Raw genomic sequence first — 18,303 nt, 5'->3', positions numbered from 1 at the left:
CTATTAAAGAAAGAAGGGCTCAAAGCGCCCTTCTTTATCACAAAAAAGGATAGCTTTAAATGTTAAAAAACATATCAAAACGGACAACAGCCTATTTAGCAATAACCACTTGTATCTTACTGCCAATATTAGGTTGCACCTCTGCTCAAACAGATTTGGGACTCACCTCTGACAAAACAAGCACTTCGATTGCTGATCCGACCTTAAACAATGGTTTTAATTTATTTACTAGCGAAAGCGCTAGAGTAATAAAAAAAGCCGACCAGTATTTAAATTCACCCGTTAAAACGATTACCGCAGATAAAGCAGAACGCAGCTTAGGCGGTTTACACGACTTTTATTCTGAGGGGGATTATTGGTGGCCAGATCCTGATGATATCAGTGCCCCTTATATTCGACGAGATGGAGAATCAAATCCCAATAATTTTGTTGAACACAGGCTTTCGCTGATGCGTTTTAGCGAAATTGTCGCCAGTTTAACATCAGCCTATATCATTAGTTCAGATACAACCTATGCTGATAAAGCAGCGCAACATGTCAGCGCTTGGTTTGCCGATGAAAAAACCCGCATGAATCCCAGCTTATTATATGGACAAGCCATTAAAGGACGTCACTCTGGCCGCAGCATTGGGATTATTGATACGGTACATTTGGTTGAAGTAGCTAAAAGTATTCCTTTTTTAATTGAAGCCAATGTATTTACCCCAGAAGATAAAAACAAAATATTAGCTTGGTTTTCAAGTTACCTGAACTGGCTAAATACACATGAATATGGCTTAACTGAAAAGCACCACCCTAATAACCATGGCGTTGCTTGGTCACTACAAGCGGCTACATTTGCACGCTTAGTGAATGACCAATCAACCATAAATTGGGTTCGCCAGCAATTTAAACAAGTTTACTTAACAGAAATGATGGATCAACAAGGTGGGTTTCCTGCTGAACTTGCCAGAACTAAACCTTATGGTTATTCACTATTTGTCTTAGATATTATGGCTGGGGTTGCACAAATAGCCTCTAATGAGCAAAATGATTTGTGGCACTTTAAGTTAGCAGACGGACGCGGCATGCAGCTTGCTGTTGAATTTATGCGACCTTACATTTTAAATAAAAACGCCTGGCCTTTAGCACCAGATATTCAATATTGGAATGATTGGCCCGTTCGGCAAAACAGCATCATTTTTGCCGCTTTTGCGTTTCAAAAACCTAAATATTTAAAAGCTTGGTTGCCTTTTGAAGCTGATCCGAGTGAATATGAAGTGGTGAGAAATTTACCTATCCGGCATCCCGTTATCTGGTTAACAAAACCAAATGATGTTAATTATATACCTTTAATTTAAACCATCTCTATTGACACCACCTCTGCTGAGGTGGTGTCATCGTATAAGTCCTTTCACTGCTTAGCAACAAAAGGGCTCACTTACGATAAACTTAAGCTTAACGAATTTCGGCCGGACCATATTTGTCCATATCATCGTAATCTAAGTTTTCACCTGACATGCCCCAGATAAAGGCATAGTTTGAAGTACCCGCACCACTATGAATTGACCAAGGTGGTGATACTATGGCTTGCTCATTTTTAACCCACATTACGCGAGTTTGCTGAGGTTCACCCATAAAATGAGCGACCGCTTGATCTTCTGGTAGGTCGATATATAAATAAGCTTCCATACGTCTATCATGCTGATGACACGGCATGGTGTTCCAAACACTACCCGGTTTAAGTACGGTTAAACCCATTTGTAACTGGCAAGTTTGAACGACACTATGAATTAATAATTGATTAATTTCACGCTCATTGGCCGTTTCTTTACTGCCTAGTTTCAATACGTTTGCATCAGCTTTAGTGACTTTTTTATCTGGAAATGCATGATGAGCCGCTGCAGAGTTCATATAAAATTTAGCTGGGTTGCTTGCATCTTTACTTGCAAAAACCACATTTTTGTCGCCAGCGCCAACATAAAGCGCTTCTTTATTACCTAAAGTATAAACTTCACCATCAACTTCAACCGTGCCTTCACCGCCGATATTAATAATACCTAGCTCGCGGCGTGATAAAAACCACTGACTTTTTAGTGAATCAATGCTGTCTAATGTTAACGGCTTATCTGCTGGCAAGGCGCTGCCTACCATATGACGATCGTAGTGAGTGTATACCCACTTAATTTCATTTGGTTTAAATAAATCTTCAATTAAAAAGTTACTTCTTAATTGTTCTGTATCAAATGCTTTTGCTTCATTTGCGCCAATTGCATAGCGCGTTTCGTATTGCGTGCTCATTTTTAATACCTCTAAAATTTGTTAAATAATTATCTAGCTAACCAGCCACCATCAACGGCTAAGATATGACCGTTAACATAATTACTGGCTTCACTCGCTAAAAATATTGCTGCACCCACTAATTGCTCAGGCTGTCCCCACTCGCCTGATGGGATGCGCTTTTTAATTTCTTGGTTTCGCTCTGGGTTATCTCTTAACGCTTGCGTATTGTCCGTTGCAAAATAACCCGGTGCAATTGCATTAACCTGTATATTTTGGCTTGCCCATTCGTTTGCTAAGGCTTTAGTGACCCCGGCAACCGCGTGTTTACTAGCAGTATAAGCTGGCACCGTTAAGCCACCAGTATAAGATAGCATTGATGCCGTATTAATGATTTTACCAAAGCCTTGTGCCAACATAGATTTACCTACAATTTGGCTTAATAAAAACAATGAATTTAAGTTAACATCAATTACTTTTTGAAATTCAGCAAATGGAAATTCTGCTGCTGGGTATCTTGCAATCGTGCCACCGTTATTCACTAGTACATCTATTTTGCCAAAAATAGCTAACGCATCATTTGCCATTTTTTCAACGGCTTGATGATCAGATAAATCAGCAAAAACCCCGGCAGCTGTTCCGCCAAGTGCTTTAATTTCAGCTTCAGTTTCAGCTGTGCCACCTTCTCTTGACGCGGCACAAATCACTTTTGCACCTGCTTTAGCAAAACCTACAGCTAATGCTTTACCAATACCTCGGCTTGCACCGGTTACTAATACCACTTTATCTGTGACTGAAAATAAATCGAATGTTGACATTGATAACTCCAATTACCTTTAGATGTCATGTTATATGACAAGTTAAAATAGTGCAAACTATGTACAACTTAGGTTTGCTTATGTTAATTCTAATATGACTGCTAATGTAACTTCTATTATAGATTAAGCCCTAATAGGATGAATCTACTTCAGCTGAAATTAACGCTCCAGCTCAGCTTGTTTAAGTAACCTTAACCCGAGTTGAGGTTAATTATTTCCCGGTGGCGTTCAATGCTGTTATCTAAATGCGCTTTCATCGCCGCACGGGCAAAGTCTTTATCTTTTAACCTAATAGCCCGAACAATTTGCTCATGCTCAGCTTGTATTAATTCAATATAGTCAGAAACCTGAGTATCAACCCCTTGGGTGACTATCTCTCGTGCAGGCACAACACCAGCGCCAATAAATTCAATAAAACGTAAAAAGTAAGGGTTATCGGCCGCTTCTGCAATGGCTTTGTGAAACGCAAAGTCTTCTTGAATAGAGTCTAGTTTTTGCTGATTTTTTTGGCTAATCATGTCGAAACTAGCCTCTATTTTAGCTAATTGTGCCGAGGTCCGTTTTTGGGCACTCATTGCACACATTTCGGTTTCAACCGCTTTTCTCAATTCTAAAATTTTAATTGCATCATAAATACAGGCAAACTCTGAGGCATTAATTTTAAATGCATTATCAGCAGGCTTTTCCGCAACAAACACCCCAACGCCTTGCCTACTGGTTAATATGCCTTCGGCTTTTAACTGAGCAACGGCTTCCCTCACAACACTTCGGCTTACGCCTGCCTGCGTTTCTATATATTTAGAAGACGGCAACTTTTGGCCGACAGTGTACTGGCCTGAGGTAATTCTTTGACGTAATAAATCAGCCAACTCTGTGGTTAAATTATAAGTTCGGCTCAGTTTTGAAAAAGCTTGTGACTGCAAATTTAATTCTCTTTATTTTATTTAATTCCCGTAAAACATTCTGCTTTAACATAACTTGAATTCAAGTATTAAGCTCATCTGTTTTACAAAAAAATACGCTTGATGTTTTATCGTTTAGGCTTTAAGCCCATCAAAAATACGAGATTAAACCCGAGATATCGTATTTTAACTTCACAACAAACGCAATTTATCTTTTAGCCTAGTCGTAATCATCTTCAATCTGATGACATTTTATTACCAACTTATCAGTTATCATACAAGTTATCATTAAAAATAACCACCTTTGTTTAGGTGGTTATTTAATAACCTTCAACTTTTGCTTTCTTAGCTGCACTTTAGATAAAAAGTTTGTGATTAATGATTAAATTAAAATTCAATCTGCTGAGCTTAATTTTTAGTGTGCCCGAAATAGCAAGGCGTGCTTGATAACGCCCTGCCTTATTAACCTATATGACTACAAGAAGATTATCTCGATTGACCCTTTAAACGCTGTTGCAATTGATACTGAAACAACGAAGGTATCGCCTGATAATACTCACCCGTGTGTTTAATAATGGCATCAGGGCCATAGCTAATTTCAACAGGTAAATTAGCATGAACGCCAATTAAACGAGCATCCGGACCATCTTTCATCCCATTTAAAATAATGGGCTGAGTCGTTTCAGGTCGGCTATTAAATACCACAGAGATGTTCCAAAATGTGGAATAACGACCATGTGATGGTTTCCAATAACCAGCACCGCCCCCTTTAAACAGCGGGTAACTGGTTTGTCCTTTTTCAAGGTCAGCATAAACCGTGATATTATCAAATAAATTTTGATGATTGGCGCCTGAGTGCTGATCAAGCACGGGCACTTGCTCAACCACTGAATTTAAATAGACATTATTATTCGCCAATGTATTAAAGCTAAGTGGATGCATAACTGGGTTTTTAACAATCAGATCTTTCACCAATACATGGTGAACACCTCCCATTTGTACTGAATAATGGGCTAAACTTTTACCTTTTGTTTGCACCCTTTCAATGGTAATGTTGGCGGCTTTTTCAGTTAATATCGCGCTATCTGCATCAGTAATTTGCACATCTTTCACCCAGCCATTATATAAACCGGTTAAATAAATACCATTAAAGCCAGGCTCCACATGATGTGCCACATACGGGTGCTCAGGGAAAGTTATTTTAAACTGCTCAAACCCTACATTATGAATATGATTCCAGTTAGTTAAACTCACTTGCCATTGTGCTTTTACCGGATGAATTAAAGGCGTTTTAATTGTGACTTGGTTGCCTTTAATGTTGACAATTTCTGTTTGCTGGCGCGATAACGCTCTATCTGGAAAGTTCCAGTGGTGTGAACCTATGTTGTCCAGTTTATCGCCATACAAGGTGTTTAATAATGAACCATTTTTACCTGATTTATTATACCAATTAATTTGCACAACCTGCCCAACCTTTAATTGTTCAACCTGATCCACCTTAAAGGTTTTAACGCCGGCGTTAGTCTCTTCAATCAAGGCCAACGGGGTTGGCTGTTTATCATATTCGGCCAGATAAGCTTTTGAGCGATCACCCGGTGCTGCTGTCCAAAAAAAGCCACCAGACCAAGAATAGAGTGAGTATGGCAATTTAATATTGTGCTTTTTTTCTTTCTGCACTTTATTAAATTTAACTAAATATTCAGCGAGCTCGTCAAACTCTTGAGGCTGTGGGGCATACATTAACGGCCTTGGAAAATAAAACTCAGTCGCCAGTGCATTATCGCTTGCGGTCCCCACTCCTCTAATCAGTAATTGACTGCGTTTGATAAAGATAATGTCAGATAAAATATACCGTCCCGCATTAAATTGTAAAATAACAGGTTCATCTGATGAGGCTAATGACGCAATCAGCTTTTTTAATGCCTGCGTATCATCTAAACCATCATTAGCGGTTAAGCCTTCATCATCCACATTAATCACTTTCCAATGAGCCGTATTGGGTTCAGCTTCACTATTTTGATAACCCGCATAAGAATAATCAGGGTAATACGTTTCTAGCTTTGTTGCCGCAGCACTTAAGCTTAAACACATTGAGCTAGCACAGAGCAACCAAGTATTTAATTTACCATATTTCATTTTACTCTCCTGCTAAAGCTAATTTACGCATATTAGCTTCTAAAAAATAAAAATCCGCATAAACAATAGCGGTATCTATTTCACTGCCATTGGGTAAATTACCCGTCGCATGAGTTAATACAAAGCCTTGCTGATAGCTTTTATTTTGCGTTTTAGAGGTTAGGTATTGATTGCTTAGCTCATTCATTATTTTGTCAGCAAATTCAATATAATGCGTTTTTTTGCTGGCTGATTCGGTGATTTGCGCCAAACGATATAATGCAGCGGCCATTAATGCTGCGGCCGAGCTATCTTTAGGGATATGAGTGCCTAGATCTTGATAAGCCTGAGTACCACAAGGCGCTATCATCTCACCCTGCACAAAAGGTTCATGGTAGACAGAGGTTAATTGGCTTAGTTTATTTAAATCTGATTCCGCTAATAAATCGGCTGAAAACTGGATCGGACGATAACCCTTATAAGGTAGTATATTATCGGCAATTTCAAAATCGCATAAATCTAACACTCTATGGTATACCAAAGTGTTTTTTGATTGGTTTTCCGCCAATTGTTGTGCGTTATCTGCCGCGGCAAAAAAATCCCAATCAGGCACATAAGCATTTTGAGTTGCCATTAGACGCTCTACTGAACGCACTAGCTTTTCAACATGCTGTTCAAAATCAGGTAAATCGGTTAACTCTGGAGCTTGTTGTTTAAAAAACTCTAACACAGTAACAAAGCCATACAGCGACCAACCTTGACCTCTTGCCCAAGCGGATACATTCCCTAAACCTTGCCAGTTCCCCGGCTTATCTGAGGCATAATCATAAACGTGATACGCAATCGGATAATCTTTATTTACATCATTGTCCTGATAAAAATAATGATTGAGATACGTCTGTTTGGCATGCTGATAAGCTATATTTTGCTGATTTTTATTATCACTTGTGAATAAAAACTCTAAATTCATCATGTTGTCTACTATTACAGGGTATTGCCAGGTTCCCTGAGTATTGAAATAGGTTTTTTTAATCTTATTATCTTTTATATAATGCGCCGGAAACTTGGCCAAAAAATCCCAAGATTTAATCACGCCTTTTTCCTGATCAAATCTTGTCACTAGCGTGCGCCGCCCTTCATCTAACGTTTGCTGATATAAACTCAACTCTTGCTCAGATAAAACTTTGGCATCAATGGCTTCGCCAAAAGAGTCATATAAAATAAAGCCCAAATCATGAGTGCTACCTCGTTTGGCTTCTGGAATCAAAGCTGCTTGATAAAATTTAGCCTGTTTCAATAGTGTCTGCTGCTCATCTGGCGTAAAATTCTGAATATCCGATTTTGCGGCTAATAACTTCCAAAGCACTCCAGGGAAAAAACCATTTGTCCACTTTTCCGGTTTTTCCATATATATCTTATCGTGCTCTAACGCTCTTGGATAACAAACCAAGTCATCCGACAAACAACCTTTTGCATAATCCACACCCGATTCAGAATCAATCTGATGTAGCATTTTAAGGTACTGATTTTTAATAAAAGTTAAGTTTTGTTTTGCTGTTTCTTCAGTAAAAATTGAATCTGCCTTAACCGGCGATTCTGCTACTGCTTTGGGCTTAACTGGATTGATATTTTCATTTGTTACTTGCTCACCGCAAGCTAACAAGCCGAATGCAAGACTAAGTGATAAACTAATTCGTTTTTTCATATTGGCCAACTTCCTAAAAATAATAACAATACCAAGGGCACTAAAACGTCTGCTTGTATTTGCCATAAAAATAAGAAATCCCCCAGCCTAAAACTGGAGGATTGATTAAATAAACATCAAGCTAAATTTACATTCTGTACTGTAAACCAACGTAATATTTAACCCCTGAGTATTCAATTCTATTATATGACTCAGAAGCAACACGTTGCTCTACATAAGATTCATTGGTTAAATTAAGCGCCTGAAATTTAAGCTTAAAGTTTTTATGTATTTTGTATGATGTACTTAAATCGACAGATTGAGTGTCATCAACAAAACGGTTAGTTTGAGCTAAATTTGCGCCAAACGGTTTTAAATATTCAGAACGATATTTGTAAGATAATCGAATCGAAATATCATCGCTTTCCCAATAAACTTGGTTAGTGAAGTTATGCTTAGATAAGCCTGCCAAATTCCCCGGTTCAACCATATCTCGTGCTTCCTGAGTAATTGAGCCGCCTGCTTCAGGCGTTTCAAAATCAGAGTCTGCATAATTGTAAGTAGTGGAAATCCCAAGCCCATCAAACGGAGCTGGTAATGAATTAAACTTATGCATCGCGGTTAACTCAATCCCTTTAATAGATGAGTCTTCATCTTGCACTTCTGGGATCCCTTGAACCGTTGTGGTGTAGGTTTGGCCATCAATCCTAATATCTTCATCAGCTGATGTTGTGCCAAATTTGGCATTAAAGGTTTTATAATATAATGCAGCAGACAACATAGTGTCTGACTCATAATACCAACTTAAGTTAAGGTCATAGTTATTTGACTCAATGGCTTCAAGATTTGGATTACCGCGAGCAGTTACTTGATTTTCAATCGCATCTTCAACCGTGGTAAAATCTTCATCAGAATTATTAATACCTATGTCTCGGCCTGCGCCTAAGTACCACATATCAGGTCTTGAAATACCAGCAAATACAGCCCCTCGTAAAATTAAATCATCACTCAATTCCAATGATAAATTAAGACTAGGTAATAAGTTACTATACGAGTTTTTAAACGTCGTATATTCAACATCACCATTTGAGACCAAATCAATCGCACCGTTGTTGCCTGTTACGACATTATAACCTGTGCTGATCCCCTGCGAAGTAACATCTGTTGTGACATAACGTAAACCAATATTACCGGTTAAAAATTTATCACCGACTTCTGTTACAAAATTACCCACGGCATAAACTGAAGTAACGTCTTCCACCAAGTCAATATCGCCTGATGTCGGATCTTTAGGTGAAGGATCGAGTTGATTATCGCCAAGAATTAAAGCATGTGCACATTTAGTATCAAATTGAGCCCAAGTCGATACTGGACTATTGGCATCATCGCCATAATCACTTTGTGGCCAGTCAACTTGACAGTCGCTTTTTAGTTGAGCAACAACAGCGTCGTTATTTTCAGAAGGGGTTGCAAAACTTTGACTCTCCTCTTGGTAATTAAGATGTTTATGTGATGATGAAGCAAGCCCCATTTTAACTGAGCTGAAAAAACCTTCGTCAAAGGTATAAATACCGTCTAGTTTATAACTGTTTATACTATCTTTAATATCAAAACGGTAACTTCTGGCTTCACTATTAGCACCAAAAAAGCTTAAGTCTTGAATTTCGCTTAGCCAGTCAATACTGCTACCAGTTGGATCGTCGTTGTCAGTATAAACATTACTAACGGTGGCAAAGTCATCACCATTGCCAGCTTGCCATTGATAAAATAAACGGTCACTTCTGAAACGGGCATAAGTTCGGGTTTGCCAGCGTTCTGTGCCTGAATAAGCTGCGTCTGCAATTAACTTAAAATTATCATTAACTTGCCATTCAACATTGGCACCTAAACCTTTGTATTCCTCATCGCGCACTCGGTATTCACCATAGCTACTAATACGCGACTCACCGCTGTAACTGGTTAAAATATGGTCATCATTGGTTTCCCAATCATGAATTCGGCGGCGTCCATCATCAAAATAAAGATCATGTCTGTCTTCAAAATAATTACGATCTGACCATTGGCCATCAATATTGACGTCAACATCCTCATTAGGCTGCCATTGTAAAGCGAAAATAGCGGCATCTCGTTTTTCTTTTGACTCCATTTGGCGATAATAAAATGAATTAGGGATAAAATAATAATCGCCGTCGATAGCTTCTCCTCCGTTGGCCGCAGCATTCCCATCTGCTCCACCTTCGAAACTACAATTACTACCACCATCCAATAAATAATCAGAATTACAGTTTCTTAAAGTTGAACTGGTATTATAGCTTTCTTCTGGTGATGAGGTTCGTCGTCCGGCATAACCAATCGCAAAACCAACTTCACCTAAATTATCAGTTTCAAAAGTATTAGTGTATGAAAGCGAACTTCTTTGGCCAATACCGTCATCCCCATCAAACTTAGCTTGATATGGGTTGTAAGCCAATTTAATTTCAGCTTGTAATCTTTCTTTTCCATAATCCAGCGGTCTGATAGTGCCTAAGTCTATTAAGCCTGATACACCACCCTCTAACAAATCAGCCGTTTGTGCTTTATATACAGTTACGCCATTAACCAACTCCGATGGAAATTGGCTAAAAGCCACTGAACGGTTACCACTACCCGATGAAATAGCGCGACCATTTACAGTAGAAAACCCCAAGAATGGACCTAAACCACGAATTGATATCTCGCTGGCATTACCTTTAAATCTATCCCCAGTTACACCCGTAATTCTCTCTAGTGTTTCTGCAACCGATAAATCCGGTAGCGCACCTATATCTGAGCTGGATAAAGCATCAACAATGGTAGGAGCTGCTCGCTTTTCATTGATGGCGTTACGATATGACTCGGCAATACCACTCACTGTAATGGTTTCAATTGAATCTGCATCTTCGGATTCAGCAGCCATGGTGTATGATGGAAGTAATAATGTGCTCAACATACTCGCTAACAAAGTTTTCTTTAGTACAGATCTTGAACCTGCATTTTGTGTTGACAACTTTTTAATATGATTCATGTGTAGTACCTGTGTTTTAAATTTATCTCACCGCTAACGGCTAGTGGCCTTACCAATATAGCAAAAGTCCTATTCAATGCAAGTTATTAAAAGATATTTTACATAAAAAAAACAAAAAAACGCTTATTTTGGAATAAATTGACCAATATAAGCATTAAAAATCCAAAATAAAAGCTTAATTATTTGCTGAAATAGAAATTGGTAAACTGGTAAGTCAATTAACAGAGATGTACGATTTTATATATCAAGAAATTGATAGGAGTAATTAGATAACAATTAAATCAACTTAAGATAAATGCAAAAATAAAACGGTAATTAAGTGAATAAACCTTTGATTAGCATTCGTTCTAATCGCAAATTATGGTAAAGTGGTAAGATTAATTTTAAGTTATTCTCACTGCTATAAACCTTTATAACAGTCATTATTGGGAGAAAATTTCTGTGAGTGGGGAAAATCAATTTCAAGTCATTAAATCAGATAGGCTTTATATCAAAGTTGCCGATCAAATTAAATCCTTAATAGAGTCCAATGTTTTTAAACCTGGTGACCGATTACCGTCTGAACGCGAGTTGGCAGAAAAGCTAGGAGTAAGCCGCCCGACAATCCGCGAATCAATGATAGCGCTTGAACTGTCACAAGTCATAGAGATCAGAACAGGTTCAGGCATTTATGTCTCAGCAAAAGCCGATAAAAAAGATATCGTTTTAACTGATAAAGGTATAGGCCCATTTGAAATTTTAGAAATGCGCTATATTTTAGAATCGGAGGTTTGCGCTTTGGCAGCAGCTCGGATTACTGACGATGAAATTACCGAACTAAAAGCATTAATCGAAGAGATGGAAGAAGAAGAAAAGTTACCGACCGCCTCCGAGCAAGCCGATAGAAAATTTCATTTGATCATAGCTAAGGCAAGTCAAAATAGTGCCATTTACGCAACGATAGACTGGTTATGGCAATTACGTATTAACTCTGATTTAAGTAATAAGTTTTTACAGCAAATTCGTAAAGAAGGCGTTCATCCTTCTATTGATGATCATAAAAAGATTATTTTTGCACTTGAGCAACGTAACCCAGAAAAAGCTAGATACGCAATGAAAGTACACATTGAAAACGCAACCATGAATGCTGCCAAACACTTCGAAAAATAAGCGTTATAGTTGCAAGCATGCGTATATGCCCAACTCATTAAAAAATAGGTAACTTCAATAAAGTCCCCCATAAAGATTAAAGCGGGCTAGACACAGCATAGATTGAAAAGAAGCCGTTCCCTTTTCAATCTATAAGCTCAGTCTTAACTTATTCAATCACCAGTTCAGTAATAGAAAAATTAGCAAATCTGACTGTTTCTTCATCTTCTCTTAAACTTTCACTATTTGATAGTGAGCGATAAATTCCCCACTTAGGCCGGACAAAATCACTATTTTTAGTGCCGCGCCATAAATCAAGGTTAGTTCTATTAACAGATAAAAGCACAGAGTCATCAAGATAATCTTTAATTTCAAATGTTAATTGGCCAAACTCGCCATAAGTTACCCGGCAAGTCACACTCAACCATTTATCCGTAAACTCAAGCCAGTCTTTAGCAACTAAAATTTGGTCTGAAACATAAGGACTGTAACGAATTTGTAGCGTATTTTTACCACTTTTTTCAACCCCGGTTAATGTCAAAATAGGATGGCTACTATCACCGCCTACTGCTTTTAATTGAAAAAAGTGAGAGAAATTTTTAGATAACTCTAATTGAGAATCTACTTTAAACAGCCAAGCATATTCAAAAGTTTCACCCTCAAAACCTTTTAAAGCGTTATCTGAACGATCAAAAATTTTAATTTCGTTTCGTTGACGGTCAATATATTCTCCTTTATTTCCATCTTGCTCTTTGTGCATCTTAAACACAAAATGAGGCCCAACTATATCATCTGTTTGCTCAATAATATGAGTATCTGTTTGGTGATCACTTTCATATAAATCTGGAGATTCTATCGAACCAGGGCCAAATTTATCAATAATCAATTGATAAGCATTAAGGCCGGTATCAGGACCATCAGCCTCTAATTTAGTGGTACTAACCACAATTTCAGCAGGTTTCTCTACGTTATCTGTTTGACCTTTATCTTGATTCTCACCACTAGAACCACATCCAGTAATTAAGGCCAAACTAAAAACTGTCAACCATTCATTTTTATATCGCATCAAATTCAACACCTTTATGCTATTTCTGTTTGTTTTACTATCATACAACTACTCACGTTAACAAGATGTTAGCACACACCACTCAGAATGCAACAAATAGCAAAGTGGCCTTACCAAATTAACACTTTTAATTTGTGGATCTTGCTTTTAGTAAACAGATTAATGTCGGGTAAAACGCAAAAACCCGCGTATTTAACAAATAACAGATGAAAAAAACTCACTTTCAGTTTAACATGTAGGGTGGTAAGGCCAATAAAATAAATATAGCCTGTTCAGTGATTTATTTTGCTTAAGTAAATCAAACTCAGTCAATTCGGAGAATAAGATGAAACTCAATAATCAATCGCTACAACAAATAAAAAATAAAAATATTGTAAATTTACGTTTGCCACAATATAACCGAACTGAGCTAAATATTGGCATAGTACATCTAGGCTTGGGTGCTTTTCACCGCTCGCATCAAGCTTTTTATACTGAGCAAGCCTTGAATCAATTTGGTGGCGATTGGGGTATTTGTGCTGTATCAATGCGAAATAAAACGTTGCAGAGTGCACTTGCAACTCAAGATAACCTCTACACCATTGCTGAAATAGATCAAAACCCTGGCTATCAAGTGATTGGCGCCATTAAAGAAGTTTTAGTCGCTGCGGAGCAAATAGAACAAGTGCTTGACCGGTTAACCGCAAGTTCCACTAAATTAGTTACGTTAACCGTGACTGAAAAAGGCTACTGTTTAAATCCAAAAGGTGATTTAGATATAAAAAATGAACTCATTCAAGCCGATCTGAATCATTTATCGGCGCCCAAATCGGCTATTGGTATCATAGTTCAAGCTTTAAAGCTGCGTTTTGAATCTGATCTGAAGCCGTTCAATATTATTGCATGCGATAACTTACCCGATAACGGAAAAAAACTAAAAAATGCGGTAACGCAATTTGCTAACCAAATTGACCCAGCGTTAGCAAACTGGATTGAAAATAAGGTCGCTTTCCCTTGCACTATGGTGGATAGTATTACGCCGCAAACAGATGATTCAACCGTTAAACTAATTCAAACCGAACTCGGATTTGAGGATTTAGCCCCCGTTCAAAGAGAATCCTTTACTCAATGGGTCATTGAAGATTGTATTAAAGATGAGTTACCTAACTGGGAAGAAGTTGGTGTCATCTTTACTCAGGATGTAGCTAGGTATGAGCATGCTAAATTAAGAGTGTTAAATGGGTTACATTCAGCGATGGCTTATATAGGCAGTGTCGCAGGTTATGAAACGGTTTATGAAGCCGTGAGCGACACCAAAATAAAGTCATTTTTGCAGCGCTTATTGCAAGATGAAATTTTATCAACAATCCAAGCGCCAAAAGAGCTAAATTTAAACGAATATGCAGATTCGATTATTAAGCGTTTTGAAAATCCAAATATCAAACACTACCTTTCACAAATTGCGTTTGATGGCTCAATCAAAGTACCAGTTCGCAGCATTACCCCGCTTATTGAACGGATAAAATCAAAAAAATCAGCTCCACTGTTAAGTTTAGTGGTTGCCAGCTGGATACGCTTTTTACGCTTAAAACAGCAAGCGAAATCTCAAATTAATGACCCTATAGCGATTGAACTTAACACCTTGTTAGCTCAGTTTAGGGAAGATGCTAACCATGATATTGAACTCTTTATACAGCAGTGCAGCATCTTTTCAAAAGAGTCAGCTATTAATAATGAACTCATCAAGCAAGTTAGTTTAGCTTATAAAAAAGTGTTGTCTGACGAGCAGAATATTTTAAACGCCCTATCGTAAAAAATTAACTTAAAGAATCGTTGTGCTGATAAGTGCAGCGATTCTGGTCGTTTATCATTGTCACATTAACAGCCTTCACCTCCCCTGCTAACACTAATTTCACCTCATTAAATAATCCGCTTTAACTTAAATTTACGCCACCTTAGATTCATTTTGACTATATTTTGGATTTAGCTAAAATGAACTTAATATCTTATAAAATGTTATCTATTTACTTACCCCTCAAATCATAACTTATCTGGGAGCATTCAAATGAAAAAAAGAGTATTGGGCCATAGTGGCTATGCGGTATCTGAAGTCGGCTTGGGTTGCTGGCAACTGGGTAATGATTTTGGCGCAATTGAAAATAAAACAGCTGAAGATATTTTAGATGCAGGCATGCACAATGGCATAAACTTTTTAGACACGGCAGATGTTTATGGCGCAGGTTTAAGTGAGACACGAATTGGAAACTGGTTAAAAAAGCAAACCAAAAAACCTTATATTGCAAGCAAAGTAGGCCGAGATGCAGCATTATTTCCTGACGGCTATAGCTTTGAAAAAGTCAAAGCGAATATCGAAGGTTCACTAAAACGTTTAGACATCGATGCACTGGACTTATTGCAATTACATTGTATTCCTCGTGACGTGTTATTTGATGGCGAAATTTTTAACTGGTTACAATCTTTGCAACAAACGGGGCTAATTAGGCACTATGGCGCCAGTGTAGAAATGCTTGATGAAGCTTTATTTTGTTTAGAACATACCAAAGTAACGAGTTTACAAATTATATTTAATGTTTTCAGACAAACGGCAACTGAGCAAATATTTCCATTGGCCAAGCAAAAAAATGTAGGGGTTATTGCACGCCTACCATTAGCCAGCGGTTTATTATCGGGCAATATGCAAAAAGATCGTGTTTTTGAGCAAGGCGATCATCGTAACTATAATCAAAATGGAGATGCTTTTCATGTTGGAGAAACTTTTAATGGGATCCAGTTTGAAAAAGGGGTTGAACTAGCAGAGCAAGCTAAACAATTTTTGCCTGCTGATTTATCACTACAGCAAGCAGCTATGCGCTGGATTTTAGATCAAGATGCAGTGACAACGCTGATTGCAGGTTGTACCAAAGTCTCGCAGGTATATGCCAATGCAGCCATTTCAAATATGCCTAGCTTAGCACCGACTTTAGATCAAAGGTTACAGGATTATTATAAAAATACAGTGCGCCAACATATTCGCGGTGGTATTTAGGTAGTAAAAAATATAAAACCGTCTTGTTATTATTGCTTTGATATAATGAGCGTGCCAAGTGATCAAATAATAAATATAGCTTAATATATGACTTTTATATCATTTTAAGCTTAATATCAGCCACTTTGTCAGGATATTTTCTAAAAAAATAGTTTGCCCTTATCTTTTACCTAAAGATAAAACAGCTTGGCTTATAGAGTGATAATTAAACCCTAATCTATTTAAGTTCAATTAGGGTTACTTCTATTTAGGCTTTTTTGTTCAATAAACTTAAACCGACTCCACCTAAAATGGCAATAGAAGCGAATATAAGTCGTTGATCTACATTTTCACTTAAAAAAATGATGCCACCTACAGCCGCAATGATAGGGACTGTTAATTGAATACTTGCAGCACTACTGGCTTTTAAATTCGGTAATACAGAATACCAAATTGCGTAGCCTAGCCCTGAAGCAATTGCGCCAGATGAAATGGCTAATACAATACCTAGCGTGCTTAGGTGGATTTGAGGTAGCCAAAATAAACTCATAACCACTGAAATAATGGCAGCTTTAGTAAAACTATCTGTATTATTTTTAATGGGTGAACCTTGTTTTTTGCCAAGTAATGTATAGGCAGCCCAAGCAACACCAGATAAAAACATTAAAATAGCTTCAGTTAGTGAGGGCGATGTTAAATGAGGTAGAAATAAATAAATAAGTCCGGCTATAGCAGTTAAAATGCCAATGCCTTGTTTTATTGTAAAGGGCTCTTTTGAATACAAGCTATAAGCGATTAAGAAGCTTTGTACGGCACCAAAAAGTAATAAAGCACCTGTTGCGGTAGCTAAATTTATATAAGCAAAAGAAAACGTAGCTGCATATATAAACAAAATTAAGCCGGATATCCACGCATGAGATTGCTTTGGTTTAATCGTTGTTTTATTTAAAGGAATTAACTGAGTGATGATGACTAAAATGATAGCGCCTGAGAGTAGTCTTATTGTTGTAAAACTGGCTGGGTCAATAGTGTCGTTGTGCAGAGCTAGTCGGCAAATGATTGAGTTAGCAGCAAATGCCAGCATTGCAATACTAGCATTTATATAAATTTTAAATTTAGACATTTAATTTTATCATTAGCAATATTGAGTGTGTTTAAATATAAGCATGATAAATGTTTATGCTTTCATGACACCTTTATCATCTAGCCAATGAGCATTGCCTTGTTCAACTGCTTCACTTAATTTTTTTAAACCTTTATGTTTCGCATTAGATTTAATGATTTCATCTACAAACTTTTTAGTTGGTTCTAATTCGTAAACATAATCTTCATTTCCTTCAGAATCTACCGTTTTTTGTGCATATGGCACACTTCTAATCACGCCTGCTTTTTCTAGATCCAACAATGCTTGGCGCATATCACGGCGTTTAGAATCAATTTTAACTTGTTTCTTACCAAAATTTTCCATAATTCGGTTTAAACTAATTTTTGTTGCTACATGGTACGTTGCGTTTTTCCAAACATTACTTAAATATAAGTCTAAAAAACGGCTTAAAGCGCTTGAGTAGTTAGTAAATCGACTATATAAAACTTGACGATAATTTAACTTTAAAATCTCGCCCACTAAATAGTCTGAAAAACCAATCCAATAGCGATTTTTACCACGCCCAACACCTGAACTTTCTAAAATTGCATCGCTAAATATGTCATGAGTGACGGTATAATCAACGCCATCGTTTCCTTCCGATATGATTTTAATTCTTGAATCTTTTAATATGGTTAAAGATTCCTTAATTGCATCATAACTTCTTGTTTTATTTATTTTTTTTAGTTCTTCTCTAACTTGATAAAGTGAAAAGAAAATACCATAACGTGTTTGATTACCAACTTTAACTCGGTTTAAACCTTGTTTTGCAGCGATTAAAAATAGCACTTTTTCAATCAGTTCTTCCCGATCACCAGGGTATGCGAATACTTCCTCTGTTTCACCCGATTTGGTTTGTCTTACCACAAATGCAGGAGAAATAACGGCTTTGAACTTTTTATTTGAAAAGGTGTAGCTATTAGTACAATTTATTGAACGTTTAGCGGCTTCTTCTTTGGTAAAGATTGCGTTTTTCCCTCGCCAAAAACGAGGAATAATATCTATGCTACCAATTGAATTTGTATATTCTAAATATTGTTCGGAGTTTTTTTCAGCCTCATCTAACATCGAAAACAAAGACATTTGTCGAGTGTCTTTTTGTTCATTTAATTCATCTTCAGTTGTTGTTAGTGTATTCAA

General features: G+C 37.3%; 13 protein-coding genes. 4 read left to right on the top strand and 9 right to left on the bottom strand.

Annotated elements, in window-relative coordinates; genetic code table 11:
• The first annotated feature begins 59 nt into the window (after nt 1-59).
• Nucleotides 60-1,340: an alginate lyase family protein gene (locus OLW01_RS16100; protein WP_268076978.1), complete on the top strand. Its 1,281-nt coding sequence runs from the start codon at nt 60-62 to the stop codon at nt 1,338-1,340.
• A 97-nt stretch (nt 1,341-1,437) separates the two neighbouring features.
• On the opposite strand, the gene kduI is transcribed toward OLW01_RS16100, so the two are convergent.
• The 6 genes from kduI to OLW01_RS16070 all read right to left on the bottom strand — a co-directional run bounded on the left by kduI (nt 1,438) and on the right by OLW01_RS16070 (nt 10,821).
• Complete coding sequence (gene kduI / locus OLW01_RS16095) at nt 1,438-2,280, bottom strand: 5-dehydro-4-deoxy-D-glucuronate isomerase (protein ID WP_268076977.1); 843 nt, start codon at nt 2,278-2,280, stop codon at nt 1,438-1,440.
• Nucleotides 2,281-2,309: 29 nt separating this feature from the next.
• Nucleotides 2,310-3,077 carry a glucose 1-dehydrogenase gene (locus tag OLW01_RS16090; protein WP_268076976.1) on the bottom strand — a complete coding sequence of 256 codons (768 nt, stop codon included), beginning with the start codon at nt 3,075-3,077 and terminating at the stop codon, nt 2,310-2,312.
• A gap of 191 nt (nt 3,078-3,268) precedes the next feature.
• Entirely contained in the window at nt 3,269-4,000 is a 732-nt protein-coding gene (locus OLW01_RS16085; RefSeq protein ID WP_268076975.1) for a FadR/GntR family transcriptional regulator, read from the bottom strand.
• A 465-nt stretch (nt 4,001-4,465) separates the two neighbouring features.
• Nucleotides 4,466-6,115, bottom strand: coding sequence for a hypothetical protein (locus tag OLW01_RS16080; RefSeq protein WP_268076974.1), 1,650 nt, complete (start codon nt 6,113-6,115; stop codon nt 4,466-4,468).
• A 1-nt stretch (nt 6,116) separates the two neighbouring features.
• Nucleotides 6,117-7,799, bottom strand: a complete 1,683-nt coding sequence (locus tag OLW01_RS16075; RefSeq protein ID WP_268076973.1) for a glycoside hydrolase family 88 protein — start codon at nt 7,797-7,799, stop codon at nt 6,117-6,119.
• A 127-nt stretch (nt 7,800-7,926) separates the two neighbouring features.
• Nucleotides 7,927-10,821: a TonB-dependent receptor gene (locus tag OLW01_RS16070; RefSeq protein ID WP_268076972.1), complete on the bottom strand. Its 2,895-nt coding sequence runs from the start codon at nt 10,819-10,821 to the stop codon at nt 7,927-7,929.
• Between the two features lie 441 nt (nt 10,822-11,262).
• Here OLW01_RS16070 and OLW01_RS16065 point away from each other — a divergent pair, with 441 nt between their 5' ends.
• Nucleotides 11,263-11,970, top strand: a complete 708-nt coding sequence (locus OLW01_RS16065) for a FadR/GntR family transcriptional regulator (protein WP_268076971.1) — start codon at nt 11,263-11,265, stop codon at nt 11,968-11,970.
• Nucleotides 11,971-12,118: 148 nt separating this feature from the next.
• Here OLW01_RS16065 and OLW01_RS16060 read toward each other — a convergent pair whose 3' ends face one another.
• Complete coding sequence (locus OLW01_RS16060; RefSeq protein ID WP_268076970.1) at nt 12,119-13,015, bottom strand: hypothetical protein; 897 nt, start codon at nt 13,013-13,015, stop codon at nt 12,119-12,121.
• Nucleotides 13,016-13,340: 325 nt separating this feature from the next.
• On the opposite strand from OLW01_RS16060, the gene OLW01_RS16055 reads away from it, so the two are divergent.
• Together OLW01_RS16055 and OLW01_RS16050 are read left to right on the top strand one after the other, a co-directional pair.
• A complete protein-coding gene (locus tag OLW01_RS16055; RefSeq protein WP_268076969.1) occupies nt 13,341-14,807 on the top strand; it encodes a mannitol dehydrogenase family protein in 1,467 nt (488 codons plus the stop codon).
• A 252-nt stretch (nt 14,808-15,059) separates the two neighbouring features.
• The gene (locus tag OLW01_RS16050) at nt 15,060-16,040 is read left to right on the top strand and encodes an aldo/keto reductase (protein ID WP_268076968.1); all 981 of its coding nucleotides are present in this window, start codon (nt 15,060-15,062) and stop codon (nt 16,038-16,040) included.
• Between the two features lie 247 nt (nt 16,041-16,287).
• On the opposite strand, the gene OLW01_RS16045 is transcribed toward OLW01_RS16050, so the two are convergent.
• Nucleotides 16,288-17,142 (bottom strand): DMT family transporter, encoded by an 855-nt coding sequence (locus tag OLW01_RS16045; protein ID WP_268076967.1) that lies wholly within the window; start codon nt 17,140-17,142, stop codon nt 16,288-16,290.
• A 54-nt stretch (nt 17,143-17,196) separates the two neighbouring features.
• Nucleotides 17,197-18,303 carry a hypothetical protein gene (locus OLW01_RS16040; RefSeq protein WP_268076966.1) on the bottom strand — a complete coding sequence of 369 codons (1,107 nt, stop codon included), beginning with the start codon at nt 18,301-18,303 and terminating at the stop codon, nt 17,197-17,199.

The organism is Catenovulum adriaticum, from assembly GCF_026725475.1.
In the GTDB taxonomy this organism is placed as follows: Bacteria; Pseudomonadota; Gammaproteobacteria; order Enterobacterales; family Alteromonadaceae; genus Catenovulum; species Catenovulum adriaticum.
This window is presented reverse-complemented; position numbering and strand designations above follow the sequence as displayed.

Bases quoted from the DNA above. Each gene is read 5' to 3' on its own strand.
- OLW01_RS16055 (WP_268076969.1), top strand. From the start codon at position 13,341: ATGAAACTCAATAATCAATCGCTACAACAAATAAAAAATAAAAATATT.
- OLW01_RS16060 (WP_268076970.1), bottom strand. From the start codon at position 13,015: ATGCGATATAAAAATGAATGGTTGACAGTTTTTAGTTTGGCCTTAATT.
- OLW01_RS16075 (WP_268076973.1), bottom strand. From the start codon at position 7,799: ATGAAAAAACGAATTAGTTTATCACTTAGTCTTGCATTCGGCTTGTTA.
- OLW01_RS16050 (WP_268076968.1), top strand. From the start codon at position 15,060: ATGAAAAAAAGAGTATTGGGCCATAGTGGCTATGCGGTATCTGAAGTC.
- OLW01_RS16045 (WP_268076967.1), bottom strand. From the start codon at position 17,142: ATGTCTAAATTTAAAATTTATATAAATGCTAGTATTGCAATGCTGGCA.
- kduI (WP_268076977.1), bottom strand. From the start codon at position 2,280: ATGAGCACGCAATACGAAACGCGCTATGCAATTGGCGCAAATGAAGCA.
- OLW01_RS16080 (WP_268076974.1), bottom strand. From the start codon at position 6,115: ATGAAATATGGTAAATTAAATACTTGGTTGCTCTGTGCTAGCTCAATG.
- OLW01_RS16070 (WP_268076972.1), bottom strand. From the start codon at position 10,821: ATGAATCATATTAAAAAGTTGTCAACACAAAATGCAGGTTCAAGATCT.
- OLW01_RS16100 (WP_268076978.1), top strand. From the start codon at position 60: ATGTTAAAAAACATATCAAAACGGACAACAGCCTATTTAGCAATAACC.
- OLW01_RS16090 (WP_268076976.1), bottom strand. From the start codon at position 3,077: ATGTCAACATTCGATTTATTTTCAGTCACAGATAAAGTGGTATTAGTA.